We start from the raw sequence: 24804 nt of genomic DNA, 5'->3' as shown, positions 1-24804 counted from the left end.
TACGCGCTGATTATTGCGCGAACCTTTACTGAGCGGGTTTGGCGAGATCCGCCATGGCGTCGTCGGCAAATTTGCGTGAGGCAGCGAGCGCAGCGTCGCGGGCATCGGTCTTGTCGAGCCAGGCTTGCGCCGGCGCACGATCGGCCTCGGGCAGCGTCTTCAACTCGCGCCGCGCCTCGCCGAAATCGTTGCGGAGCGCCGCGGCCGTCACCCGTACGACGATGGCGCCGCGATCGTTGCCAACCCCGTCGGTGCGCTCGACGCGAACGAGCTTTGACGCCCCCGCCTGAAGACGTTCGACGATGCCGGCATTGGCGGCCGGGGTTTCCGCCGGGGGCGACAATTTCGGCACGATGTTGAGGAGCTCGCGGCTCAGCGCGACCGGCGTCGGGATGCCCGACGATGCAAAGGTGTCGAGCGGCTTCAGCAATTCGGGCTTGGTTGCGAGCGAGCGCGCCGCGGATAGCTGCGACTGATAGGCATCGCCATGACGAACGGCGACATCGAGCAGGGACGCCACCACCACCTGGCGCAGCGGCTTGTCGTCCATCGTCTTGGCGTCGGCGATCTTTTCGCCCTGCTGCGCGAGCTCGGCTCGCTCGGCCTTGCTGGCGCGCTCGAGCTGCGCGACGCGGTTGGCGAGATCGGAAGAGGACGCGGCATCGCGCGGCGCGGATTTCGCGTCGTTCACCGCGCTCGCGGTCTTGTCGGACTGCGCGCGCAGATTGGTGATGTCGCCGCGCAAGGTGGAGACGGATTTTTCCAGCGCGTCGATCCGCGCCGCCATGGCCGGATCGGCCGCGGGCCTGGCTGTCCTCGCTTCGACAGCGGCAACACGACCGCCCAGCGCATCGACGGTCGCGCTCGTCACTTGCGGCGCGGCCGGCGGCGCCTGCACCGAGGGCCAGCCCAGCATCCAGCCGATCCCGATCACAAGCGCTGCTGCCACAGCCCCAGAGAACGGAGCGATAACCCAGGGCGACACAGGCGGCGACGCAGCGGAAGGCTGCTCCTCGGCAGGCTGAGGCTCAACCTTGGCCTCCTCAACCTTGGCTTCCTCAACCTTGGCCTCCTCGACCTTGGCCTGCTCATGCGCGGCCTGCTCGGGCGCCGGCTGAGCCTCGGCGGCCGTCTCCTGCGGCTGGGTCGAGACTTCGGTCGCCTCGAGGTCAATGGTGGGCGGGGTGCGCTTGGCACGGCCGGACTCGGGAGCCAATCCTGCGTCTTCAGGCTTGTCGTCGGCCATCGTGACGGTTCCTCACACTTGCATGCCCTTGAATGGACCCGATTGCGTCGGATTCGGCCCGACCTCTTACGCCAAACGGGTGCGCAAAGCACGCTCCAAGGTAGCAAATAAGGCATTTTCGTCCGGCGCCGCAGCCACCAGAACCTGCGACGCGCCGGCATCGCGCAGCACGCTGGCGACCGTCTCGGACAGGCAGCATTGCGGAATCGCCAGCGCCGAGATTTCCACACCTTCGTCCCGCGCCGCATCCAGGAAGGCCCGCGCACTGCGCCTGGAGTAATGCAGCACCGCCTCGATGCCGTGTGTGGCAAAGCCACCGCAGACGTCGCGCGGCAGGATCTTGACCGGAGCCATGCGATAGGTGGTCTGCGTCACCACGCTAAAACCCTCCGCGCCAAGCTCGGCGCCGAGATCGCGCGACAGATCCGCGCCGGCAAGATAAAGCAGCGTGCTCTTCTTCTTCAACACCTTGTCACGCGCGCTCTGCATGACCTTGTCGCGCAACGCCGCGGCATCGCCGCCAGCGACGATCACCTCGGCGAAACCGGCGGCACGCGCCGCGGCGGCCGTGTACTCGCCGACCGCAAACAGCGGCAGCTCCAGAAGACCAAGGTCCCGCAGTTGCGGCGCGACGGCACGGATCGCATTGGTCGACGTGACGATGATGGCGCTGTAGTTCGCCTCACCCTCGTCGTGAAAGGCGACCGGCTCGAACTTGAGCACCGGCGCGAGCAGCACCACATGACCCCGCGCACGCAGATTTTCCGCCGTCACCTCATTGTCGGGATGCGGCCGTGTGACAAGAATGGACATCGCTGGCGTTCCCGAACCACGTGGCGGTGATGCATTGCGACGACAGCGCGCGTGACGATTGCGCAGGCCGACCCCGGAATGCTAACCGGGCATACCAGAACTCTGCTTTGCGGATGAGCGCAAGGGGGATGAGAAGGGCACAAATTGGACAACGATTCGCCAATGCTGGTGCTGGGCATCGAAACCACCTGCGACGAGACCGCCGCGGCCGTGATCGAGCGCGCGCCTGACGGTGCCGGCAGGATCCTGTCCAATATCGTGCGGTCGCAGGTCGAGGAGCACGCCCGGTTCGGCGGCGTGGTGCCGGAGATCGCCGCGCGTGCCCATGTCGACCTGCTCGACGGCATCATCGACCGCGCCATGACTGAAGCCGGCATCGGCTTTGCCCAGCTCAACGGGGTTGCCGCCGCCGCGGGGCCGGGGCTGATCGGCGGCGTCATCGTCGGCCTCACCACCGCGAAGGCGATCGCGATGGTGCACGACACGCCGCTGGTCGCGGTGAACCATCTCGAAGCGCATGCGCTGACGCCGCGCCTCACCGACGCCGTCGAATTTCCCTACTGCCTCTTTCTTGCCTCGGGCGGCCATACCCAGATCGTCGCGGTCACCGGCGTCGGCCAATATGTGCGGCTCGGCACCACCGTCGACGACGCGATCGGCGAGGCCTTCGACAAGGTCGCGAAGATGCTGGGTCTGCCCTATCCGGGCGGACCGCAGGTCGAGCGCGCGGCCGCAAGCGGCGATGCCGCACGCTTTGCGTTCCCGCGGCCGATGCAGGGACGCCCCGATGCCAACTTCTCGCTATCGGGATTGAAGACCGCGGTCCGCACCGAGGCGAGCCGGCTCACCGAGATCACGCCGCAGGACGTGAGCGATCTCTGCGCGAGCTTCCAGGCTGCGGTGCTGGACTCGACGGCCGACCGTCTCAGCGTCGGCCTGAAGCTTTTCCGCGAACGGTTCGGCGTACCGCATGCGCTGGTGGCAGCCGGCGGCGTCGCCGCCAATCATGCCATTCGCGGCGCCCTGTACGGCGTCGCGCGCGAGGCGGACACGCCGCTGATCATGCCGCCGCCGGCGCTCTGCACCGACAACGGTGCGATGATCGCCTGGGCCGGCGCCGAACGCCTCGCGCTCGGCATGACCGACACGATGGAAGCCCAGCCCCGCGCGCGCTGGCTGCTCGACGTCAACGCGACGGCGCCTGCCGGTTACGGCAAGACGCGGGCGGGATTTTAGCCATGCCCGCATTCCAATCCGTCGCGGTGATCGGCGCGGGCGCCTGGGGCACGGCGCTGGCGACGGTGGCGAGGCGGGCCGGACGGAACGTGACGCTCTGGGCTCGCGATGCGGAGCATGCGAGGCGGATCGCCTCCACCCGCGATAATCCGCGGCTTCCCGGCGTCCAGATCGCTGCGGACATCATCGTGACGCACGAGCTTGCGGAGGCCGCGCGCGCGGACATGGTGCTGGTCGCAACGCCGGCGCAGCATCTGCGCGGCGCGGTCAACATGCTGGCCTCGCATCTGGCAAAGTCCGTACCGATCGTCGCCTGCGCCAAGGGCATCGAGCACGGCACCCATAAATTCATGACCGAGATCATCGCCGAAGCCGCACCGGGCGCGCAGCCGGCGATCCTGTCCGGCCCGAGCTTTGCCGACGACGTCGCGCGCGGCCTGCCGACGGCAGTGACGCTGGCGGCAAAGGATGAGATGCTCGCCAGCGAGCTGGTGCAGGCGTTGGGCTCGCCAACGTTCCGGCCCTATCACGCCACGGATATCCGCGGCGTCGAGATCGGCGGCGCGGCCAAGAACGTGCTGGCGATCGCGGTCGGCGTCGCGGTCGGGCGCAAGCTCGGCGCCTCGGCCCAGGCTGCGCTCACGACGCGCGGCTTCGCCGAGCTGACGCGTCTCGGCCGCGCGCTCGGTGCGCGCAGCGAGACGCTCGCCGGCCTCTCCGGCCTCGGTGATCTGATCCTGACCTGCTCGAGCCCGCAATCACGCAATTTCGCGCTCGGCCTTGCGCTGGGCCGCGGCGAGCAGCCGCCCGCGGGCAAGCTTGCCGAAGGCGAGTTCACCGCGCCGGTACTGATCGAGCTGGCAGCTTCGCAAAACATCGAGATGCCGGTATCGGAAGCGGTCGCATCGATCCTGAGCGGCCGGAGCACGATCGATGCCGCGATCTCGGGGCTGTTGACGCGCCCCTTCAAGGCAGAGGAATGAACATGGCGTACTGGCTGGTGAAATCCGAACCGTCGGTGTGGTCCTGGGACCAGCAGGTGGCGAAGGGCGCCAAGGGCGAGGCCTGGACCGGCGTGCGCAATTACACCGCGCGTCAGAACCTCGTCGCCATGAAGAAGGGCGACAAGGCATTCTTCTATCATTCCAACGAGGGCAAGGAGATCGTCGGCATCGCGGAAGTCGTCAAGGAGGCCTATCCCGATCCGACCGACAAGACCGAGAAATTCGTCTGCGTCGACATCAAGGCCGACAAGCCACTGAAGACACCGGTGACGATGGCGGCGATCAAGGCGGACAAGAAGCTCGCTGACATGGCGCTGGTGAAATATTCGCGCCTGTCGGTGCAGCCGGTGACGGCCGATGAGTGGAAGCTCGTCTGCAAGATGGGCGGGCTGTAGTCGCTCACGTCTGCGACAACGCAAAGACCTCGCATGGCGCGGCAATGCCGCGCAGCGAATGCGGTCCGAGCGCGACAAGACGCATATCCGTCTCGGCGGCAAGCGCGCCCGACACCAGCACGGTCTGTCCGAGCGGCTTGCACAATCCCTCGAGCCGGCTGGCGAGATTGACGGCGGGGCCGATCGCCGTGAAATCGAGCCGGTTGGCGGCGCCGATATTGCCCCAGAGTATTTCGCCGAGATGAAGCGCGGCACCGAACGCGAGCGGCGGCAGCCCCTTCGCGCGGCGCTCCGCGTTGAGATATGCCATCCCGGCTTCGGCTGCGCCCGCCGCGCGCAGAGCCGCCTCGCAGGCGCGGCGCGGTGACGCCTCGACCACCGGAAAGATCGCAAGCACGCCGTCGCCGATGAATTTCAGCACCTCGCCGCCGAAGGCGTGAACGGCACCGGCAATGCGATCGAACCAGGCATCGAGCACCCCGATAATTTCGGCGGGCGGACTGGTTTCCGACAGGGGCGTGAAGTTGCGCAGGTCCGCATAGAGGAGGGCGGCCTGGATCGTCTCGCCAAGATCGCGCCGCAGAGGTGCCGCCAGCACACGCTCCGCGCTGCGCTTGCCGAGATAGGCATCGAGCGTCGCACGCAACGTGGCCCGCGCGGCGAGCACGGCAAGGGGCGTCGCGACGAAGCGCGCCGCCTGGCGCAATTGCTCGATCTCGCCTGCGGTGAACGGGCGCGGCCCGATCCAGCCGAGCAACGGCCCATCGGTCCGTCCGACGACGTCTTCGTGCATCTCGCCGCCCGGGATGTCGCGCAGCCAGCGCCGACCGGCGTCGTTGGGCAGGTCCGGGGCCAGTCCGCCCGGTGCAAAGCCCAGCGCTTCGATGACCCGGCCGTTCTCCGCGCGCCATAACCAGGTCCGCTTCGCGATCAGCGGATGCGGCACCTCAAGCGTCAGGCAGCCGGCCGCAAGCGGCACGCCGTCGGCGACCAGATGGGCGCCGAGTTCCGCGAGCAAGCGGTCGGCTCCAGGGCTGTCCGAGGCGGCATCGACGAGCCAGGCGAGGGTCGGAGAGAGTTGCATGGCCCGATGATGACGACGATGGGCCATCTTTGTCACGGGCAATCCTTGACGGCCCGCTTCGGCGCCGCCATGTGCCAGTGTCAGCGCAGGGATGATCGCCGATGACCGAACCGTTCGTACTGCGACGCGAGACCCAGATCGCAGCCCCGCGCGCCACCGTCTTCGCCTATTTGACCGACCCCGAAAAGATCCTGAGCTGGATGGGCTCGGACGCAACCACGGAGCCGCATCCCGGCGGGCTCTATCTCCTCAAGGGCGTCGGCCCGCGCGGCGGGGTCGCCCGTGGCGCCTTCCGCGAGGTCGTGCCGGTGCATCGCCTGGCCTACACGTTCGGCTGGGAGGGCGGTCAGGAGGTGCCGCCCGGCTCCAGCCTGATCGAGATCGACCTGATCGAGCGCGACGGCGGGACGCTGCTGCGCATGACGCATAGTGGGCTGCCGACCGAAGAACAGGCCGCCGCGCACGCGAAAGGATGGGCGCATTATCTGGAACGGCTCACGATCGTCGCTGCTGGCGGCGATCCCGGTCCGGACAACGGTGTTTCAGACAAAACGTAGCGACGGGAGGATCAAACCGCCGCGGTCGCCACCACCTGCTGCAAGAGCTGTTCGCGCCTTGCCTGCGAGCGCTGGCCCTTCAAGGTCGCGGCGAAGCGTTCGAGGATGCCGTCCTCGAAGGCGGTGACGATGGTGTCGTGGACGTAGCTCTTGCGGCAGATCGCCGGCGTGTTGGAGAGCTTGTCGGCCGCGGCGCGGATCGCCTCCAGCACCTGCTTCTTGCGGCCGCGCTGGCTGGTCGCCGGGGTGATCCGCGACAGCGATTCGACGACGACGGCAGAGGCCATCAACGTGCGAAAATCCTTCAGCGAAATCTTGATGCCGGCGATCTCGCGCAGGAAGGCGTTCACCTGCGTGGTGCTGACCGCGCGCACGATGCCATTGGCATCGCGATATTGGAACATACGCTTGCCGGGAACACCGTTCAGGATGCCAATGGCGCGCACCAGCTTGGCCGCGTCGCACTCCTTCCGTACCGCCTTGCCGCCCTTCGCCTTGAAGGTCAGCACGAAGCAGTCGTCTTCCAGGGTGACGTTGGACTTGAGCAGCGTGGTGGCGCCGCGGGTGCCGTTGAGACGGGCGTAGGATTCATTGCCCGGACGGATGGCGGTGCGCGCTATCAGCTCGATCACGGCCGAGAGCGCAAATTCGCGCGTCGGCTCGTCGCCCGACAGGAACGCCGAGACCTTGCGTCGGATCTTCGGCAGCGCGCCCACGAGCTTCTCCAGGCGATGCGCCTTGCGGTGCTCGCGGACCTTCTCCCAATCGGCGTGATAGCGGTATTGCAGCCGGCCCGCGGCATCGCGTCCCACGGCCTGGAGATGCGAACTCGGGTCGGCCGAGTAGCGCACCTCGCGATAGGCCGGCGGCACCGCCATGGAATGCAGGCGGCGGATGGTGCGGGCGTCGCGGATATGCGCGCCGTTGGAGCGGACGAAGGAATAGCCCTTGCCGCGCCTGATGCGGCGGATGGTCAGCTCGTTCTGGTCGCCGAGCCGCAGGCCCAACTCCCTGGCCAGCGCCTCGACCGTCGCCGCGGGCGCCGTGTCGAAGATTTTTTTCGGGCTGGGGCGGCTGGAACCGGCCGGTTCCGGCCATTGTCCGAGGGCTTTGGCGAGCGCAATGGCCGCGGGATCGGCTGAAGCGGGCCGCATCGTCCCGAGATTCCGCTGATCCATCATAGTGTTAAGCCTTGACCCTGTCTGTTACCGTTCAATGCCGCTGTTCTGATTTTTGTTCCTTGGGGTCTCTGTGGACCCGGGTTGGCCATTTAGGGTGTTCCGAACGGCATTGCGAGTCCCGAATCAGTAAGAGACGGTTCCTAAATACCTCCGGGCGGCGCATGGCACCCTGCGAGGGCCAATTCCGGAGATTTGGGTAAAGACCCGAAAGCTGGCCTGCGGCCTATTTCAGAGCTGCGACAGTCGCCCCGGATGGCCTTGATCCTCCGCATGGCCGGCCGCTCGCCGAAGGTCCAGCTTGTGCTCCTTGTCGGGTCCGGTTAGCCCGACGCATAATCGGTTCAACGATGAAATCGGCTCGCCAGTCGCCTGTGCCCGGCTTGCCGTATCGGGAGGGAAGCATGTCCGAGAAGATCTACGACGTCCCCGCAGAATGGGCCAAGCGCGCCTGGGTCGATCAGGCCAAGTACAAGGACATGTACGCCCGCTCGATCGCAGACCCCAACGCTTTCTGGGCGGAGCAGGCCAAGCGCATCGACTGGATGAAGGCGCCGATGAAGGTCGAGAACGTCTCCTTCGCGCCCGGCAACATCTCGATCAAATGGTTCGAGGACGGAATCCTCAACGTCGCCCATAACTGCATCGATCGGCATCTTCACAAGCGCGCCAACCAGACTGCGATCATCTGGGAAGGCGACGATCCGTCGCAATCCCGGCACATCACTTACAAGGAGCTGCACGACGAGGTCTGCCGGATGGCCAACATCCTGCGCACCCGGAACGTCGAGAAGGGCGACCGCGTCACCATCTATCTGCCGATGATTCCGGAAGCGGCCTACGCGATGCTGGCCTGCGCGCGGATCGGCGCAATCCACTCGGTGGTGTTCGCCGGCTTCTCGCCCGACAGCCTCGCCCAGCGCATCAACGACTGCCAATCCAAGGTGATCATCACCGCCGACGAGGGCCTGCGCGGCGGCAAGAAGGTGCCGCTGAAGGCCAATGTCGACGCCGCGCTCGCCAAGGCCGACGGCGTCGACTGGGTCGTCGTGGTCAAGCGCACTGGCGGCAAGGTCGACATGAACCCGACGCGCGACCTCTGGTACCACGAGGCGGCGGCGATGGTGACGACGGAATGCCCGGTCGAGCACATGCATGCCGAGGATCCGCTGTTCATCCTCTACACCTCGGGCTCGACGGGCCAGCCCAAGGGCGTGCTGCACACTTCGGGCGGCTATCTCGTGTTCGCCGCGATGACGCATCAATACGTCTTCGACTATCACGACGGCGACATCTACTGGTGCACCGCCGACGTCGGCTGGGTCACCGGCCACAGCTACATCCTCTATGGGCCGCTCGCCAACGGCGCGACCACGCTGATGTTCGAGGGTGTGCCGAATTACCCGGATAATTCGCGATTCTGGAACGTCATCGACAAGCACAAGGTCAACATCTTCTACACCGCGCCGACCGCGATCCGCGCGCTGATGCAGTCGGGCGACGAACCGGTGAAGAAGACCTCGCGCGCGTCGCTTCGCCTGCTGGGCTCGGTCGGCGAGCCGATCAATCCCGAGGCCTGGGAGTGGTATCACCGCGTCGTCGGCGACGACCGCTGCCCGATCGTCGACACCTGGTGGCAGACCGAGACCGGCGGCATTTTGATCACGCCGCTGCCGGGCGCGACCAGGCTGAAACCGGGATCGGCGACGCAACCGTTCTTCGGCGTGGTGCCTGAGATCGTCGATGCCGACGGCAAGGTGCTGGACGGCGAGACATCAGGCAATCTCTGTCTCACGCGGTCCTGGCCGGGCCAGATGCGCACGGTCTATGGCGACCATGCCCGCTTCGAGCAGACCTATTTCTCGACCTACAAGGGCAAGTATTTCACGGGCGACGGCTGCCGGCGCGATGCCGACGGCTATTACTGGATCACCGGTCGCGTCGACGATGTCATCAACGTTTCCGGCCACCGCATGGGCACCGCGGAAGTCGAGAGCGCGCTGGTCGCGCATGAGAAGGTGTCGGAGGCCGCCGTCGTCGGTTTCCCGCACGACATCAAGGGCCAGGGCATCTACGCCTATGTCACCCTGATGGCCGGCGTCGAGCCGACCGACGATTTGCGCAAGGAGCTCATCACCTGGGTGCGCAAGGAGATCGGCCCGATCGCATCCCCGGACCAGCTCCAGTTCGCCCCCGGCCTGCCCAAGACCCGCTCCGGCAAGATCATGCGCCGCATCCTGCGCAAGATTGCCGAGGACGAACCGGGCAGCCTGGGGGACACCTCGACGCTGGCCGATCCGGCCGTGGTCGACGATCTCGTCAAGAACCGGCAGAACAAGAAGTCGGCGTAACAGGACTCTCGTGCCCCGGACGCGGCGCAGCGCTTCTTCAGCGGTGCGACGCAGAGCCGGGGCCCATCTCGCGGCGGAATGCGTGACTTTCTGGGTCCCGGCTCTGCGTCGCGTCACCTCGTGCCGCGCCGCGTCCGGGACACGAGACTGCGTTTCGCACCGCCCCTGAACTAACCGCCGTTCACACCCTCACGCACTTGTCAGGGCGCGCGGCTTATGCGCCCTCATCTTTCCCGCCGAGTGTTGTTTTCTGGTCATTTACTTTATTTCGAACATTTCCTTTGTTCCCCCTGCTGGCAGGCCCTTGGCGCGCACGCGTGGAAACCATCCGGTTAACGGGCGCGGTTAAGAATGTCCCCTGACAAGGACTCGGCAGGCCGGCGATTGCCGGTTCTGCGTAGTTTTGGACGGTCCGTTTGGGGTAAGGGGAAATCGATGTCGATGAGGATTGCTGTGGCGCTCGCCGCCACAATCGGGGCTGGGGTCTTGATGTCGACGGCGGCGCAGGCGCGGCCGGAAATGGTGGGGGCGCACCTGGCCGACTATTCGCCGGGCACCATCGTGGTCAAAACCAACGAGCGGCGGCTTTATCTCATTCTCGATAACGGCCACGCCGTGCGCTATCCGGTCGGCGTCGGCAAGTCCGGCAAGCAGTGGGCCGGCACCACCCGCATCGACGGCAAGTACCGCAATCCGGCCTGGTCGCCGCCCGCCGAGGTGAAGCGCGACAAGCCGAGCATCCCTGACGTCATTCCGGGCGGCTCGCCGCGCAATCCGATGGGCGTTGCAGCGATGACGCTGGCCGGCGGCGAATACGCGATCCACGGCACCAACGTGCCCGGCTCGATCGGCGGCTTCGTCTCCTATGGCTGCATCCGCATGCTCAACGACGACATCACCGATCTCTATGGCCGCGTCTCCGTGGGCACGACGGTGGTCGTGACACGCTGATCGCCGCCATCAGGGCCGGACGGCGGGAGCCGCGTCTTCAGACGCGGCTTTCTTGTTACCAGAAACGCCAGCCGCGCCCGCACCAGCCGTCGCGATGGCCACCATTGTAGCTTCGCGCGTAGCCGCCCGCGAGCAGCGCCGCCGAGACGTCGGCGGTGCGTTTGGTCGCAACCTTGGCGAGAACGCGGCCGTATTTGTCGGGGCCAATATTGGTGATCGTCACGCCGCCCTGGCCGAGCAGATCGCGTAGCGCGCGAGCCGCGGCTTCGGCCTTGTCCAGCTCCTCCTGGCAGGACGCCTTCAGTTCAGGCGCATCGATGCCGCGTAGCCGCACGCGCACGACGAGATCGCGGCCACCCTGCTGACGGACGCGTGCGAGAAAGGTGTCGCCGTCGATGGTGCGAATGACGTCGACCGGCTCGCGGCTATGCCGGGCCTGCCGAAGAACGATTTCGGCATCCCGCGCGCGGCCGTCATCCAGGTGCGGAGAAAGCCAGCTCGTGCCGTGGCGGAAGGTGAGCACGACAGCCAGCGCGATCCCGACCACGAACATCCACGGCAACAAGCCGGAGAAGCGGCGGCCGAACGGCGAGCCGCCGAACCGCGGCCGAAAGGCATTGGGGCGATCCTGGAAACGCATCAACTCACGCTAGGACTGAGTCGGGGAAACCGGCAAGGCACGATGACGCCGGGCCCGAGAGGTCATGGCCCTTGATCGCGGCGCTCGCGCGGATCGTTCCCCGTCGGCAAAACGCATCTATGCGCGGCACGCTGTTCCAAGCGCTCTCCATTCGATACCTCCTGTAGTTGTACGGAGTTTAATGTTCACGCGGCGTTTAGTAATAGGGCGGAGTACTCGGTTTGCGTGTGGGGGAGCGGTAGGCATGGCATCGTTCAAGTTTCGCATCGGTACAAAGCTGGGGTTGACCGCAAGTGCGGGGGTGCTTCTCGTCGGCGGCATGCTCGCCAACCAGCTGGTTCGCAACGAGCAGATCGCGGAGCTGAGCCGGCTGGTGGTCATCAACACTGCCAACAAGGCCAATGCCCAGGGCGCCGAGCTCGCAGTGACCCGGGCACGCCTCGCCATAGCGGAAATCGGATCCGCATCCTCAGCCGACGGGCTCGCCAAACATCTCGAAACATTGCGCGGCTCCATCGCCGGTGCCACGACCGAAATAGACGCCGCATTGGAGCGGTCCAGGCGCGCCGAAGCCAAAGAGCTCTGCCGCGAGGTGAAGATCCTGCTCGACGCCTCTCTGAAGGCCGGCAACGATCTCGGCGAGGCTCGTCGCACCGCCGTCACCGAATTCGCCGCGGCAAACCAGATCGAAGAGGCCTGGAACAAGGCTCTCGAGAAACTGCTGGCCTCGCCCGCACTCGTCGCATCGCAGAGCCGCCTCAACATCGAGGTCGCGTTGCGTGAAGCCGACGCCTTGTTCAAGGCGGTCAGCGCGGCCGACTGGCATTTCACGGCGACGGGCGACGTCGCGCAGAAGGACCATATCGCCGGGCGGGCCGACGCCATGATCCGCGTTCTCAGGCAGATTCGTCAGTCCGCCGGCGACAAGGATGTCGCTGACGGAATCGACGCGCTCTCCGCGCTCGCCGGGCGCTACAAGGCGGCAACCGGCGCAGTCATGAAGGCGGAGGAATCCAGGAGGCGCATTTTCGACGAGCGGGTCGTTCCGGCCGCCAAGGAAATCACCACGCGCGTCGACAAGCTGGTCTCCGCCAACAATGAATTTATGGCTCTGCGGCAGAGCCAACTCGTGACCGCGCTCGAGCAGGCGGCCCAGGTCAGCCTGGCCGTGGGCGTCCTCGTGATCCTGGTCCTGGCCGGCTCGGCGCTGTTCTCGGTGCTGAGCATCGCCCGGCCGATCCGTCGCATCGGCGACGTGCTGCTACAACTCGCCGGCGGGAACAAGGCCGTCGAGATTCCCTACACGGCCCGCGGCGACGAGGTCGGCGACAACGCCCGCGCGGCCCGCACCTTCAGGGACAATCTGATCCGCATCGAGCAGATGGAGGTCGAGCAGAAGGATCAGGAGGCTGCCGCCGCCACGGGACGCAAGCAGGAGATGATCCGGCTCGCCGGCGCGTTCGAGGATGCGGTCGGCGGCATCATCAACTCGGTTTCGGTCGCCTCGCAGCAGCTGGAATCCGCCGCCGGCACGTTGTCGGGGACAGCGGAAGAGACCGAACAGCTTTCCGGAATGGTGGCCGCGGCATCCGAGGAAGCCTCCGCCAATGTCGGAGCCATCGCATCCGCCGCCGAGGAGATGAGCGCATCGGTCGTCGAGATCGGCCGCCAGGTCCATGATTCCAGCCGCATCGCAGGCGACGCGGTGAAGCAGGCCGAGCGCACCGACGCCCGGATCAATGAATTGCTCAAGGCCGCGGGCCGGATCGGCGACGTCGTCAAATTGATCACCGCGATCGCGGAGCAGACCAATCTGCTGGCGCTCAACGCCACCATCGAAGCTGCGCGCGCCGGCGAATCCGGCCGCGGGTTTGCCGTGGTGGCGAGCGAGGTCAAGGCGCTGGCCGCCCAGACCGCGCGGGCGACTGACGAGATCAGCACGCAGATCGCCGGCATGCAGACGGCCACGGAAGATTCCGTCGGCGCCATCAAGGAGATCGGCGCAACCATCTCCAGGATCTCGGACATCTCGACCACCATTGCGGCCACCATCGAGGAGCAGGGGGCCGCGACCGCCGAGATCGCACGCAACGTCAGCGAAGCCGCCAAGGGTACGGTCGAAGTCGCAGACAAGATCGCCCAGGTCAGTCATGGCGCCAGCGCCACCGGCTCGGCTTCGACACAGGTTCTCGCATCCGCGCGCTCACTCTCGACCGAGAGTGGCCGCCTCAAGAACGAGGTCGCGAAATTTCTCGACACGGTGCGGGCCGCCTGAGGCGCCGCACGTCCTGCGGCCGACCCGAGGCCGGCCGCAAATCTTTCTGACGCTTCGAATTTACCAACGGCTTTGGGAGGCCCCCACGCCGAGCCTGCGCTCGCGCCTGGGTCAAACAGGTAAACAGGGAGTTGAGCGATGATCATCAGCATTGTCGGTGGCGGCGCCACCGGCATCACGATCCTGCGCCATCTGGCGGAGCTGGCCGCTTCACAGCGAGACAACGGCGCGATCGGCGGAATTCAGCTCTTCGACAAGTCGGGCTTCGACGGCGGGATTGCCTACCGCACACAGAGCAACCGCCATCTGCTCAACATGAAAGCTTCGACGATGTCGATCCGCCCGGGCGACGCTGAGGAGTTTCTACGCTGGATTCGGGCCCGCGGTCTCTCCTGCCACGGCAACAAGCATCTGCCGCGGATGATCTATAGGGATTACCTCGACGCCGTACGAACGGCCGCGATCGCGCAATGCCGCAGCGCCGGCGTGCCTGTGCACATCGAACAAGCCGAGATTGTCCGCATGCGATTCTCGCCGGATCGCGATATCCTGCTGACGACCGACCGCAACGTCACGCATATCTCGTCCGTCCTGATCCTCTGTACCGGCCATACCGCGCCCGATGACCCCTACGGCCTGGCCGCAAACCCGAACTACATTCGCGATCCCTACGCCCAATTCACCTTCGCCGATCGCGATGGCGTCGAGATCGGCATCCTCGGAAGCGGGCTCAGCGCCGTCGACGCCGCGGCGGCGCTGGCCAAGACCCACCGAGCGGTCAAAATGACCTGCTTCTCCAGGAGCGGCTTGTTTCCCACGGTGCAGCCGGTGACGATTCCCGCAATCGCGAACGACTTCCGCGACGCCCTGCATCGCTATGTGACCGGCTGCGAGCGGATCGAAGCGGATGCCTTTGCCGCCCGCCTTTCCGAACTGCTGCTGGAGACCACGGGGATTCGCTGCGATCTGTCTTGCCACAACATCGACGGCGATGCGCTGACCGATCTCGAGCGCAATATCAGGCGAGCCGAGACCGGCGAGCCCAACGTCTACTCCTATCACGTCAGCGTCATCGATGTGATGTGCGACGGCTGGAGCCGGATGAGCGATGCCGAGAGGATGCGCTTCATGAACGTCTACAATTCCGGCTGGCTTCGCAATCGTTCGGCAATGCCGCTGGAGAACGCGATCCGTATCCGCGACCTGATGCGATCGGGCAGGCTCTCGGCCCGCGCCCGGCTGCGAGAAGTGACCGGCATCGGCGACAGATTTCGCGCGACCTTTGGCGGCGGCGATCGTCGCGACGTCGATTTCGTCATCGATGCGACAGGACCGTCCTACCGGCTGGACACCAGCCCGCTCTATCAGGACATGCAGCGACAGGGGCTCATCGCCTTCGACACACTCGGCGGGATTCGCTGCGGCTACGACGACAGCCGTGTCCACGACCGCCATGGCACAGCTCATCCGAACGTCTACGCGGTGGGTGGTCCCACCAAGGGCACCCACTTCTATGCCGCCGCCGTCGACATCAACTTGCGCCGCGCACAGATCGTGATCGATTCCATCCTCAACCCGAAAGGTCAGCAGATGAGCAGCCTCAAGACCTCGGTCGACGAAACCGACCGCCTCGCCGATCTGGTCCGCCGCGACCACCCTTCGCTCGACACGATGGTGCTGGCGATGGACGGCAAGTATCAGACGAGACCGGCCGCGCTGGACGAATTGATGTGGGAGGTGAGGGACTGCCTCGGCGAAGCATTCCGGAACTGGGCTCCCCAGGATTTCCCGACGCTGTACTGCGCGTGGGGCCGCTGCCGCGTGGGCTCGACCGCGCTGACCAATCTGTTCGGCGTCGCCGGAATGCCTTCCTACTTCCAGCCGGTGAAGGCCGTCCTGCGCCATCGCCTGGTCGGACATGCCGGCGAGCCGTGGGCCGTACCGCAAGCATCGGAGCAACCGCACATCTTCAGCAAGGAAATGGGCGGGCCCTACGTGCTGGCCGAGAGCCTGTTCCTGCCGCTCGAGCCGCTGATCGAGGCGGGGTGGCCGGCCGAGAAGCTTCACATGATCATGCTCGACCGCGATCCCGCGAGCTCGCTCGCATCGTGGCTCGAGAAATGGTCGGACCGTGTTCCCGAGGATCGCCTGATCCAGAACTACGTGATCTCCACGCTGAACGCGCGTCGCGTTGAGGACCATGCAAGGCGGCACGGCGTGCCGGTCACGCACTACGTCTATGAAGCCAGCAAGGACGCGACAGGATCGGTGCGAAAGCTGTTCGACCGGCTCGGCCTCGGCGCACGCTTCACCGAGGACGCCGTCACCGACTGGAAGGAGCGCGGACAGATCGAATCCAAGGGGTCCGGCGTCACCTTCCTCAGCGAGCCCAAGATCTACACCGTGGTCGGCCTTCACGGCTCTGACACCGCCTACCGTTACCGCAGCCGCAAGACGGCGTCGCTGAGCGAGGCGCAGCTCGAGGTCATCGAACGCTACGGCATCGACGACATATACCGCGCCTCCGTCGCGGCCTGTATCAGCGATCTCTCGCTGGATGCAGCCACTGCCGCGCGCCTGTTCGGCGACCGCCTGGGCACCGCCGCATGACCGGCCAGATCGCTCCCATGACGGTGGCGATGCCGACGCGCCGCGCGCCCGGCGACGCCGCCATGGGCCACAGCGCCGCCGGCCACCTTCGGCGCCTGGAGGCGGAAAGCATCCACATCCTGCGAGAGATGGCGGCGGAGTTCCGCAAGCCGGTCATGCTCTATTCGATCGGCAAGGATTCCTCGGTGCTGCTGCACCTGGTGATGAAGGCCTTTCACTCCGGCAAGCCGCCGTTTCCTCTGCTGCACGTCGACACGACATGGAAGTTCCGCGAGATGATCGCGTTTCGCGACCGCCGCACGCGCGAACTGGGCCTCGACCTGATCGTCCATACCAACAATGAAGGAAAGAACCAGGGCATCGACCCATTCACCCACGGCTCGGCCCGCTACACCGACGTCATGAAGACGCAGGCGTTGCGGCAGGCGCTGGATCTCCACGGTTTCGACGCCGCGATCGGAGGCGCGCGGCGCGACGAGGAGAAGTCGCGTGCCAAGGAGCGCGTGTTCTCGCACCGGAGCGCGGCGCATCGCTGGGACCCGAAGAACCAGCGGCCGGAGCTGTGGAGCCTGTACAACACGATGCTGGCGCCCGGCGAGAGCATGCGGGTGTTTCCGCTCTCGAACTGGACCGAGCTCGACATCTGGGACTACATCCTGCTCGAGGACATCCCGATCGTCCCGCTCTATCTCGCAGCTCCGCGTCCGGTGGTCGAACGCGACGGCGCGCTGATCATGGTGGATGACGAGCGAATGCCGCTGCTTGCGGGCGAAGAGCCGCGCTGGCGCTCCGTCAGGTTTCGCACCCTGGGCTGCTATCCCCTCACCGGCGCAACGACCTCGACGGCCGCAACCCTGCCCGAGATCGTGCGGGAGATGATGGCCTCACGCAGCTCCGAACGGCAGGGCCGCATGATCGATCGGGACAGTCCAACATCGATGGAACGCAAGAAAGCGGAAGGCTATTTCTGATGTCCTATCACGAGGCACCTACGATCGCCGCCGCCGATGCGCCGCAACTGGAGCAGGACGATCGCCCGACGCTGCGCTTCGTCACCTGCGGCAGCGTCGACGACGGCAAGAGCACGCTGGTCGGTCGGCTGCTCTACGATTCCAAGACATTGCTCGACGATCAGCTCGCCGCGCTCGCCTCGGAGAGCAAGACGGCCGGCACCACCGGCGACCTCGATTTCGCGCTGCTGGTCGACGGATTGCAGGCCGAGCGCGAGCAGGGTATCACGATCGATGTCGCCTACCGGTTCTTCGCCACCGGGCTGCGCCGCTTCATCGTTGCGGACACGCCCGGGCATGCGCAATATACCCGCAACATGGCGACCGGCGCCTCCAACGCCGATCTCGCCGTGGTGCTGGTCGACGCCCGCAAGGGCGTGATCACGCAGACCCGGCGCCACAGCCACATCCTGTCGCTGCTCGGCATCCGCCACGTCGTGCTCGCCGTGAACAAGATGGATCTGATCGGATTCGACGGGGACCGCTTTGCGGCCATCACCGCCGAATATCTGACCATGGCCGGACAGCTCGGAATCTCGCAGGTCCAGTGCATCCCGGTGGTGGCGCCCGACGGCGACAACATCGTCGCCGCGAGCAGGCGGATGCCCTGGTACACCGGGCCGACGGTCACGGCGTATCTGGAATCCGTGGACGTTGCCGGCGACGTCTCGCAACGCGCCTTCCGTCTGCCGGTGCAATGGGTCAACCGGCCGCATGCGGAGTTTCGCGGCTTTTGCGGACGGATCGCCAGTGGAACGATCGCAACCGGCGAGGCCGTCACCGTGCAGCCGTCGGGCCGCCGCACCCGCGTCGCGCGCATTCTGGCGCCCGGCGGCGAGTGCGAGCGGGCGACGGCGGGCGAATCGGTGACGCTCACCTTGACCGACGAGATCGATGTCAGTCGCGGCGACGTGCTAACGACGGGACCTGCACCGCTGGTCTCGGATCAGCTGGCGGCGCATCTCGTCTGGTTCGATGACCAGGCTATGGCCGCGGGCCGGCGCTACGTCCTCAAATGCGGCACGGTCTCGACCGGCGCGGTGATCGCGACGCTCAGGCACCGCATCGACATCGACACCATGGCGCAGGAGAACGCCGCCACGCTCGATGCCAACGAGATCGGTTACGTCCATCTCAATCTCGACCGGCCGCTGGTGTTCGAGCCCTATCGCGATGACCGCGAGTTGGGCAGCTTCATTCTCGTCGATCCGATCAGCCACCGCACGGCCGCGGCGGGAATGATCGATCTTTCGCTGCGCCGCGCAACCAACATTCACTGGCAACGCCTCGCCGTCGACAAATCCGTGCGGGCGCGGCTGAAGCAGCAGCGGCCCTGCGTACTCTGGTTCACGGGACTGAGCGGCGCCGGCAAGTCCACGATTGCCGATCGCGTCGACCGGCGGCTTGCCGAACTCGGACGTCATGCTGCGTTGCTCGACGGCGACAATCTCCGCCACGGCATCAATCGCGACCTCGGCTTTTCCAGCGCGGAAAGGATGGAGAATGTCCGGCGTGCTGCGGAGATCGCGGCGCTGTTCGTCGACGCCGGCATGATCGCACTGGTCGCACTGATCTCACCGTTCCGCAGCGAGCGCGAGATGGCACGCCACCGGGTCGAGGCGGGCGAGTTCATCGAAATTCATGTTGCGACCCCGCTCGCCGAATGCGAGCGCCGCGATCCTAAGGGGCTTTATCGCAAGGCACGGGCCGGCGAATTGCCGGCGTTCACCGGCATCGACCATCCCTACGAGATGCCGCAAGAGCCGGAAATCACCATCGACACGTCGGAACTGTCGACCGAGGCAGCCTGCGAGCGCATCATCCGCTACCTGCGGGAGCACCATTACCTGTAGCGGCCGCGCGGGCCCTGCCCGCATCGCCATGTCAGAGCGGCGGAGGGCTCAGAAGTCGGAGGCAATACCCTTGCGTTCCCAATCGCCGTAGCGGGTGGGCTCGGGTCCCTTCGGGCCCTGCAGCTCCTTCGGCCTCTCCTCGGCATCGTCCCTGGCCCGGGCGGCGGCGGCCTGCCGGCGCGCCTCGGCTTCCGCCAGCGCGCGCTGGGCCGCCGGCGATAGCTGCTTGCGATCGGGAACGGGAGACTGCTCACTCATGATCCGGCGTTCTAGCGCAGGACGGACCGCGGCGCGACGTCAAATAACGCATTCCTGAAATCAGGCCCGGAAGGGCTGAAAAAGCCGGAAGCGATTCTTACATTTGGCATATTCGCGTGCGAGAGATCGAATTCTCAAGGCATGCGCCCCTCGCGGCGGAACTGCCGCTCGCCAAGAACCTTAAGCCGCATGCCATCTCAACGTTTCGCTCCACCGTCCGAAGTGCCAGGTCTTGCGGCACGTCGGATTGCCGCCGATATCGTCGACGGCGTGCTGCACAAGCACCGCACGCTTGACGATCAGCTCGACGGCAGCGGCGCCCATCCCGGACTGAAGACCCTCGCCGACCGCGACCGCGCGCTGATGCGGCGCCTGGTCGCCACGGTGCTGCGCCGGCTCGGCACGCTGGGCCACGTGCTGTCCCGTCTGCTCGACAAGGGCATTCCCTCAGAGGCGCCGCGCGCGCAGAGCGCGCTCCTGATCGGCGCCGCGCAGATCCTCTGGATGGATGTGCCCGATCACGCCGCCGTCGATCTTTCCGTCCGTCTCGTGCAATCCGACCGTCGCGCGGCGCGCTATGCCGGCCTCGTCAACGCCGTGCTGCGCCGCTGCGCGCGCGAGGGCCAGGCGCTGGTGGACGAAGTCGCGACGCAATCGCTGGACCTGCCGCCGTGGCTGCTCGCGCGCTGGAGCACGCATTACGGCGAGGCCACTGCGAGGGACATGGTGCTGGCGCTTGGCCACGAGCCCTCGCTCGATCTCACCGTGAAGTCCGATGCCGCGCAATGGGCGAGCCGCCTGCATGGCGAGACGCTGCCGACGGGGACGGTACGGATGCTGTTGCACGGCTCGGTGACGATGCTGCCGGGCTTTGCCGAAGGACAATGGTGGGTGCAGGACGCCGCCGCCGCGCTGCCGGCCCGGCTGTTCGGCGATGTCGAGGGTAAATCCATTGCCGATCTCTGCGCCGCGCCCGGCGGCAAGACCGCGCAACTGGCGCTATCAGGCGCGCATGTCACGGCGGTCGACCGCTCGCCCGCCCGGGTGGCGCGTCTGCGCGAGAATCTGACGCGGCTGTCGCTCCAGGCCGAGACAGTCGTCGCCGACGCAGTGGAATGGGCCGGCCCGGCCGAAAGCTTCGACGGTATCCTGATCGATGCGCCCTGCACCTCAACCGGCACGATCCGCCGCCACCCCGACGTCGCCTGGCTCCGGCAGGAATCCGACATCGCCGCCCTGACCGCGCTCCAGCAGCGTCTGCTGAAGAAATCCGTCTCATTGCTCAAGCCCGGCGGCACGCTGGTCTACTGCACCTGTTCGCTGGAACCCGAAGAGGGCGAACAGGCGATCGCCGCGCTGCTGGCGGCGGAAACCGGCCTGCGCCGGGTGCCGATCGAAGCGTCCGAGGTGTCGGGGCTCAGCGAGATCGTCACCGCCGAGGGCGACCTGCGCACCCTGCCGAGCCATCTGCCGAACGCCGATCCAAAGCTCGGCGGGCTCGACGGATTCTACGCCGCCCGGCTTGTTAAATCCTGATTTTGCACTGGTTTTTGCGGCGGGGCTGATTCGTGCCCGCTGAAGATGGTGTCGGCCGTCCGATTTTGGGATTAAGAAGGATTCGTCGCTAATCCTCTCCCCCATCAAGGCAAGGCGTGTCGGTCGCTCAACGCAGACGTATCTCGACGCTGGTGATGAACCGCTTCGCGCGGAACATGCTCGCGCGCGCGAGCGGCGGTTCCGTTGCGTTGTCGCGGGTCTGGCCCGGCCGCACCGACCGGCTGATCATCGCGCCGCATGATCTGCGCACCGCGGATGCGACCCGCGCCGCCGAGATCTATGCAGGCCGCTTCGTCTTCGCCGGCAAGATCGTCAATTGCCATGGCCGCTCGATCTTCGATCTCGAGCCGCCGTCGGAGGATTGGGAAGTCGCGCTGCTCGGCTTCGGCTGGCTGCGGCACCTCCGCGCCGCCGACACCGCGCTGACTCGGGCGAATGCGCGGGCGCTGGTCGAGGACTGGATCGCCAATCCCGCCAACAAGCGCCGCGCCGTCGCGCGGCGCGCCGATGTGCTGGCACGGCGCGTGATCTCGCTGCTGTCACAGGCGCCGCTGGTGCTGGGCGACACCGACAACAAGTTCTACCGCCGCTACTTGCGCGCCCTCGCACGCGAGATCCGGTTCCTGCGCTACACCATGGTCAACATCCCGGACGGGGTGCCGAAGCTGCAGGTGCTGATCGCGCTGAGCTACGCGGCACTGTGCCTTGCCAACCAGGCGCGGCACATCCGCAGCGCTTCGAAAAAGCTCTCGGATGAATTGCAGCGCCAGATCCTGCCGGACGGCGGACACATCTCACGCAATCCGGGCGCGCTGATCGAGCTGCTGATCGACCTGTTGCCGCTGCGGCAGACTTTCGCCGCAAGGAACATCGCGCCGCCGCCGGCGCTGCTCAACGCGATCGACCGCATGATGCCGATGCTGCGCTTCTTCCGGCATGGCGACGGCAATTTCGCGCTGTTCAACGGCATGAGCGCGACGCCGTCGGACCTGCTCGCGACGCTGCTCGCCTATGACGACACCCACGGCGCGCCGATGGCGAACATGCCGCACACCGGCTTCCAGCGCCTCGATGCCGGCCAGACCACGCTGATCATCGACACCGGCCCGCCGCCCGCGGCCGGCGTCAGCCACGACGCTCATGCCGGCTGCCTGTCGTTCGAACTGTCCTCGGGCATCAGCCGCATCGTCACCAATTGCGGCATGCCCACGACTGGCCGCGACAATTGGCGGCCGTTCGCGCGCGGCACCGCGGCACATTCGACGCTGACCTATCACGAGGCCTCCTCATGCCAGTTTGTCGAGATGTCGGCGATGAAGCGGCTCCTGCACGGCTCGCCCGTCACCAGCGGTCCCGTCGAGGTCGAGAGCTATCGCGAAATCGTGCAGAACGGCACGCTGCTGACGACCTCGCATGACGGCTATCTCGGCAAATTCGGCGCGATCCATCGCCGTGTGCTGATGATCGCCAATGACGGCGCGCGCATCGACGGCGAGGACACGCTGTCGCCGCCGCAGGGCGGGCGCTTCAAGGGCGCTGATGCCGATTTCGCGCTGCGCTTTCACCTGCATCCGGCGGTGAAGGCGAGCCGGCTGTCCGATGCGCGCGGCGTCATGCTGGTGCTGCCGAACCGCGACGTCTGGACCTTCGAGGCGCTCGACGACAAGGTCGATCTCGAAGACAGCGTGTTCCTGGCCGGCAATGACGGCCCGCGCCGCACCGCCCAGATCGTGATCCGGCAGGATGCGCGGCAGGCCCCCTCGATCCGCTGGAGCTTCATCCGCTCCACCGCCTCGCCGGCCGTGACCAATGCCCGGAGAAATGCGCGGCGGGAGCCGGAACTTCCGCTGTAGACGCGCGTATTCCAGCCCAATCCGGTCGTTGTGAAGGCCGCCGAAAGCTGCTATCGAGCCCTCGCTCGCGCGACTGGCGACCTTGGATGGAGCACCATCGGGAAGCGCGGGACTGAAACGCCGCGCGCCTGGGCATAGACACTCCTTGCGATAGAGGATCTTGCTCATGACTGACCGTCCCCGCCGCGTCACCCGCGCCCTGCTTTCCGTTTCCGACAAGACCGGCCTGATCGAGTTCGCGAAAGCGCTTGCCGCCCATGACGTCGAGCTGGTCTCGACCGGCGGCACCGCCAAGACAATCGCCGCGGCCGGTCTCAAGGTGAAGGACGTTTCCGATCTCACCGGTTTTCCCGAGATGATGGACGGCCGCGTCAAGACGCTGCATCCGAAGGTGCATGGCGGTCTGCTGGCGATCCGCGACAACAAGGACCATGCGGACGCGATGAAGGCGCACGGCATCGCACCGATCGATCTGCTCGTCGTCAACCTCTATCCGTTCGAGGCGACCGTCGACAAGGGCGCCGGCTTCGAGGACTGCATCGAGAATATCGACATCGGCGGTCCCGCGATGATCCGCGCCGCTGCGAAGAACCACGACGACGTCGCCGTCGTGGTCGAGGCCGACGACTACAAGGCCGTGCTCGACGAGCTCGCCGCCAACAACCGCGCGACCACGCTGAAGCTGCGCCGACGGCTGGCCGCAAAGGCCTATGCGCGCACTGCGACCTATGACGCCGCGATCTCGAACTGGTTCAGCCGCCAGCTCGAGATCGATGCGCCCGACTTCCGCGCCTTCGGCGGCAAGCTGATCCAGTCGCTGCGCTATGGCGAGAACCCGCATCAGATCGCGGCGTTCTATGCGACGCCGGACAAGCGTCCGGGCGTCTCCACTGCGCGTCAGCTGCAGGGCAAGGAGCTGTCCTACAACAACATCAACGACACCGATGCGGCCTATGAGTGCATCGGCGAGTTCGATGCCAGGCGCACCGCGGCCTGCGTCATCGTCAAGCACGCCAATCCGTGCGGCGTCGCCGAAGGCGCGAACCTCGTCGAGGCCTATCGCAAGGCGCTGGCCTGCGACTCCACCTCGGCGTTCGGCGGCATCATCGCGATGAACCGCGCGCTCGACGCCGACACCGCGCGCGAGATCACCAAAATCTTCACCGAGGTGATCATCGCGCCCGACGCCAGCGAAGAGGCAATCTCCATCATCGGCGCGCGCAAGAACCTCCGCCTGCTGCTCGCCGGGAGCCTGCCCGATCCGCGGGCGCCGGGCCTCACCGCCAAGACGGTGGCCGGCGGCTTGCTCGTGCAGAGCCGGGACAACGCCGTAGTTGATGACATGACCTTCAAGGTTGTCACGAAGCGCGCGCCCACTGATGCCGAAATGCGCGATCTGAAGTTTGCTTTCCGGGTCGCAAAACACGTCAAATCCAACACCATCATCTACGCCAAGGATCTTGCCACCGTCGGCATCGGCGCGGGCCAGATGAGCCGGGTCGATTCAGCCCGGATCGCGGCGCGCAAGGCGCAGGATGCGGCGAATGAACTGAAGCTTGCCGAGCCGCTCACCAGGGGCTCGGTCGTGGCGTCGGACGCGTTCTTCCCGTTCGCCGACGGCATGCTCGCCTGCATCGAGGCCGGCGCCACCGCCGTGGTGCAGCCCGGCGGCTCGATGCGCGACGACGAGGTGATCAAGGCCGCCGACGAGCACGGCATCGCCATGGTGTTCACCGGTACGCGGCATTTCAGGCACTGATCGATCATCGGTAGCCCGGATGGAGCGCAGCGAAGTCCGGGTCGTCTCCTCGCGCAGAGATCTTCCCGGATTGCGCTTCGCTCATCCGGGCTACGCAGCTAAAGCGTGATGGCATTAAGTTCGATAGCCTGAATTTTTGAGATAGTTGGCGCATTCCTCGGGTGTGAAAGCGTC

19 protein-coding genes and 1 riboswitch are annotated in these 24804 nt (G+C 66.3%); of the genes, 13 read left to right on the top strand and 6 right to left on the bottom strand.

Annotated elements, in window-relative coordinates; all coding sequences use genetic code 11:
* Positions 1 to 25: 25 nt before the first annotated feature.
* Together QSV46_RS27145 and QSV46_RS27140 are read right to left on the bottom strand one after the other, a co-directional pair.
* Complete coding sequence (locus tag QSV46_RS27145) at positions 26 to 1246, bottom strand: hypothetical protein (RefSeq protein ID WP_314958674.1); 1221 nt, start codon at positions 1244 to 1246, stop codon at positions 26 to 28.
* A gap of 66 nt (positions 1247 to 1312) precedes the next feature.
* On the bottom strand, positions 1313 to 2059 hold the full coding sequence (locus QSV46_RS27140) for a uroporphyrinogen-III synthase (protein WP_314958672.1): 747 nt from the start codon (positions 2057 to 2059) through the stop codon (positions 1313 to 1315).
* A gap of 162 nt (positions 2060 to 2221) precedes the next feature.
* Between QSV46_RS27140 and tsaD the strand changes: the two genes are divergently transcribed.
* Genes tsaD through QSV46_RS27125 form a run of 3 tightly spaced genes read left to right on the top strand, consistent with a single transcriptional unit; the run spans position 2222 to position 4694 of the window.
* Entirely contained in the window at positions 2222 to 3295 is a 1074-nt protein-coding gene (tsaD, locus tag QSV46_RS27135) for a tRNA (adenosine(37)-N6)-threonylcarbamoyltransferase complex transferase subunit TsaD (protein ID WP_314959051.1), read from the top strand.
* 2 nt (positions 3296 to 3297) lie between these two features.
* Positions 3298 to 4278, top strand: a complete 981-nt coding sequence (locus QSV46_RS27130; RefSeq protein ID WP_314958670.1) for an NAD(P)H-dependent glycerol-3-phosphate dehydrogenase — start codon at positions 3298 to 3300, stop codon at positions 4276 to 4278.
* Between the two features lie 2 nt (positions 4279 to 4280).
* Positions 4281 to 4694 (top strand): EVE domain-containing protein, encoded by a 414-nt coding sequence (locus QSV46_RS27125; protein ID WP_314958668.1) that lies wholly within the window; start codon positions 4281 to 4283, stop codon positions 4692 to 4694.
* A gap of 4 nt (positions 4695 to 4698) precedes the next feature.
* Here the strand turns inward: QSV46_RS27125 and QSV46_RS27120 are convergent, their stop codons facing one another.
* A complete protein-coding gene (locus tag QSV46_RS27120; RefSeq protein WP_314959050.1) occupies positions 4699 to 5778 on the bottom strand; it encodes an adenylate/guanylate cyclase domain-containing protein in 1080 nt (359 codons plus the stop codon).
* 101 nt (positions 5779 to 5879) lie between these two features.
* Here QSV46_RS27120 and QSV46_RS27115 point away from each other — a divergent pair, with 101 nt between their 5' ends.
* A complete protein-coding gene (locus QSV46_RS27115; protein WP_314958666.1) occupies positions 5880 to 6335 on the top strand; it encodes an SRPBCC family protein in 456 nt (151 codons plus the stop codon).
* Between the two features lie 11 nt (positions 6336 to 6346).
* On the opposite strand, the gene QSV46_RS27110 is transcribed toward QSV46_RS27115, so the two are convergent.
* On the bottom strand, positions 6347 to 7516 hold the full coding sequence (locus tag QSV46_RS27110) for a DNA topoisomerase IB (RefSeq protein WP_314958664.1): 1170 nt from the start codon (positions 7514 to 7516) through the stop codon (positions 6347 to 6349).
* 401 nt (positions 7517 to 7917) lie between these two features.
* Here QSV46_RS27110 and acs point away from each other — a divergent pair, with 401 nt between their 5' ends.
* Entirely contained in the window at positions 7918 to 9864 is a 1947-nt protein-coding gene (gene acs / locus QSV46_RS27105) for an acetate--CoA ligase (RefSeq protein WP_314958662.1), read from the top strand.
* Positions 9865 to 10299: 435 nt separating this feature from the next.
* Entirely contained in the window at positions 10300 to 10815 is a 516-nt protein-coding gene (locus tag QSV46_RS27100) for a L,D-transpeptidase (protein WP_314958661.1), read from the top strand.
* A 55-nt stretch (positions 10816 to 10870) separates the two neighbouring features.
* Here the strand turns inward: QSV46_RS27100 and QSV46_RS27095 are convergent, their stop codons facing one another.
* Complete coding sequence (locus QSV46_RS27095) at positions 10871 to 11455, bottom strand: thermonuclease family protein (RefSeq protein WP_314958659.1); 585 nt, start codon at positions 11453 to 11455, stop codon at positions 10871 to 10873.
* A 244-nt stretch (positions 11456 to 11699) separates the two neighbouring features.
* Between QSV46_RS27095 and QSV46_RS27090 the strand changes: the two genes are divergently transcribed.
* The 4 genes from QSV46_RS27090 to cysC all read left to right on the top strand — a co-directional run bounded on the left by QSV46_RS27090 (position 11700) and on the right by cysC (position 19203).
* Entirely contained in the window at positions 11700 to 13730 is a 2031-nt protein-coding gene (locus QSV46_RS27090) for a methyl-accepting chemotaxis protein (RefSeq protein WP_314959048.1), read from the top strand.
* 138 nt (positions 13731 to 13868) lie between these two features.
* Positions 13869 to 16340, top strand: coding sequence for an FAD/NAD(P)-binding protein (locus QSV46_RS27085; RefSeq protein ID WP_314958656.1), 2472 nt, complete (start codon positions 13869 to 13871; stop codon positions 16338 to 16340).
* Positions 16341 to 16369: 29 nt separating this feature from the next.
* Positions 16370 to 17311: a sulfate adenylyltransferase subunit CysD gene (gene cysD / locus QSV46_RS27080; protein ID WP_314959046.1), complete on the top strand. Its 942-nt coding sequence runs from the start codon at positions 16370 to 16372 to the stop codon at positions 17309 to 17311.
* Positions 17311 to 19203: an adenylyl-sulfate kinase gene (gene cysC / locus QSV46_RS27075; RefSeq protein ID WP_314958654.1), complete on the top strand. Its 1893-nt coding sequence runs from the start codon at positions 17311 to 17313 to the stop codon at positions 19201 to 19203. The genes cysD and cysC overlap by 1 nt, the downstream gene beginning before the upstream one ends.
* Before the next feature lie 48 nt (positions 19204 to 19251).
* Here cysC and QSV46_RS27070 read toward each other — a convergent pair whose 3' ends face one another.
* Positions 19252 to 19461, bottom strand: a complete 210-nt coding sequence (locus QSV46_RS27070) for a DUF1674 domain-containing protein (RefSeq protein WP_314958653.1) — start codon at positions 19459 to 19461, stop codon at positions 19252 to 19254.
* A 189-nt stretch (positions 19462 to 19650) separates the two neighbouring features.
* On the opposite strand from QSV46_RS27070, the gene QSV46_RS27065 reads away from it, so the two are divergent.
* The 3 genes from QSV46_RS27065 to purH all read left to right on the top strand — a co-directional run bounded on the left by QSV46_RS27065 (position 19651) and on the right by purH (position 24630).
* Positions 19651 to 20997, top strand: a complete 1347-nt coding sequence (locus tag QSV46_RS27065; RefSeq protein WP_314958651.1) for an RsmB/NOP family class I SAM-dependent RNA methyltransferase — start codon at positions 19651 to 19653, stop codon at positions 20995 to 20997.
* Between the two features lie 155 nt (positions 20998 to 21152).
* Entirely contained in the window at positions 21153 to 22871 is a 1719-nt protein-coding gene (locus QSV46_RS27060; protein WP_314959044.1) for a heparinase II/III family protein, read from the top strand.
* Positions 22872 to 22930: 59 nt separating this feature from the next.
* Positions 22931 to 23012, top strand: a riboswitch (ZMP/ZTP riboswitch).
* A gap of 25 nt (positions 23013 to 23037) precedes the next feature.
* The gene (purH, locus tag QSV46_RS27055; protein WP_314958649.1) at positions 23038 to 24630 is read left to right on the top strand and encodes a bifunctional phosphoribosylaminoimidazolecarboxamide formyltransferase/IMP cyclohydrolase; all 1593 of its coding nucleotides are present in this window, start codon (positions 23038 to 23040) and stop codon (positions 24628 to 24630) included.
* The last annotated feature ends 174 nt before the right edge of the window (positions 24631 to 24804 follow it).

Origin of the sequence: Bradyrhizobium cosmicum (assembly GCF_032290525.1) — a bacterium.
GTDB classification, from domain to species: domain Bacteria; phylum Pseudomonadota; class Alphaproteobacteria; order Rhizobiales; family Xanthobacteraceae; genus Bradyrhizobium; species Bradyrhizobium cosmicum_A.
The sequence above is the reverse complement of the archived record's forward strand: the minus strand, read 5'-3'. Positions and strand labels throughout refer to the sequence as shown.

Coding starts and splice junctions, on each gene's coding strand:
- QSV46_RS27145 (WP_314958674.1), bottom strand. CDS start 1,246: ATGGCCGACGACAAGCCTGAAGACGCAGGATTGGCTCCCGAGTCCGGC.
- QSV46_RS27140 (WP_314958672.1), bottom strand. CDS start 2,059: ATGTCCATTCTTGTCACACGGCCGCATCCCGACAATGAGGTGACGGCG.
- tsaD (WP_314959051.1), top strand. CDS start 2,222: ATGCTGGTGCTGGGCATCGAAACCACCTGCGACGAGACCGCCGCGGCC.
- QSV46_RS27130 (WP_314958670.1), top strand. CDS start 3,298: ATGCCCGCATTCCAATCCGTCGCGGTGATCGGCGCGGGCGCCTGGGGC.
- QSV46_RS27125 (WP_314958668.1), top strand. CDS start 4,281: ATGGCGTACTGGCTGGTGAAATCCGAACCGTCGGTGTGGTCCTGGGAC.
- QSV46_RS27120 (WP_314959050.1), bottom strand. CDS start 5,778: ATGCAACTCTCTCCGACCCTCGCCTGGCTCGTCGATGCCGCCTCGGAC.
- QSV46_RS27115 (WP_314958666.1), top strand. CDS start 5,880: ATGACCGAACCGTTCGTACTGCGACGCGAGACCCAGATCGCAGCCCCG.
- QSV46_RS27110 (WP_314958664.1), bottom strand. CDS start 7,516: ATGATGGATCAGCGGAATCTCGGGACGATGCGGCCCGCTTCAGCCGAT.
- acs (WP_314958662.1), top strand. CDS start 7,918: ATGTCCGAGAAGATCTACGACGTCCCCGCAGAATGGGCCAAGCGCGCC.
- QSV46_RS27100 (WP_314958661.1), top strand. CDS start 10,300: ATGTCGATGAGGATTGCTGTGGCGCTCGCCGCCACAATCGGGGCTGGG.
- QSV46_RS27095 (WP_314958659.1), bottom strand. CDS start 11,455: ATGCGTTTCCAGGATCGCCCCAATGCCTTTCGGCCGCGGTTCGGCGGC.
- QSV46_RS27090 (WP_314959048.1), top strand. CDS start 11,700: ATGGCATCGTTCAAGTTTCGCATCGGTACAAAGCTGGGGTTGACCGCA.
- QSV46_RS27085 (WP_314958656.1), top strand. CDS start 13,869: ATGATCATCAGCATTGTCGGTGGCGGCGCCACCGGCATCACGATCCTG.
- cysD (WP_314959046.1), top strand. CDS start 16,370: ATGCCGACGCGCCGCGCGCCCGGCGACGCCGCCATGGGCCACAGCGCC.
- cysC (WP_314958654.1), top strand. CDS start 17,311: ATGTCCTATCACGAGGCACCTACGATCGCCGCCGCCGATGCGCCGCAA.
- QSV46_RS27070 (WP_314958653.1), bottom strand. CDS start 19,461: ATGAGTGAGCAGTCTCCCGTTCCCGATCGCAAGCAGCTATCGCCGGCG.
- QSV46_RS27065 (WP_314958651.1), top strand. CDS start 19,651: ATGCCATCTCAACGTTTCGCTCCACCGTCCGAAGTGCCAGGTCTTGCG.
- QSV46_RS27060 (WP_314959044.1), top strand. CDS start 21,153: ATGAACCGCTTCGCGCGGAACATGCTCGCGCGCGCGAGCGGCGGTTCC.
- purH (WP_314958649.1), top strand. CDS start 23,038: ATGACTGACCGTCCCCGCCGCGTCACCCGCGCCCTGCTTTCCGTTTCC.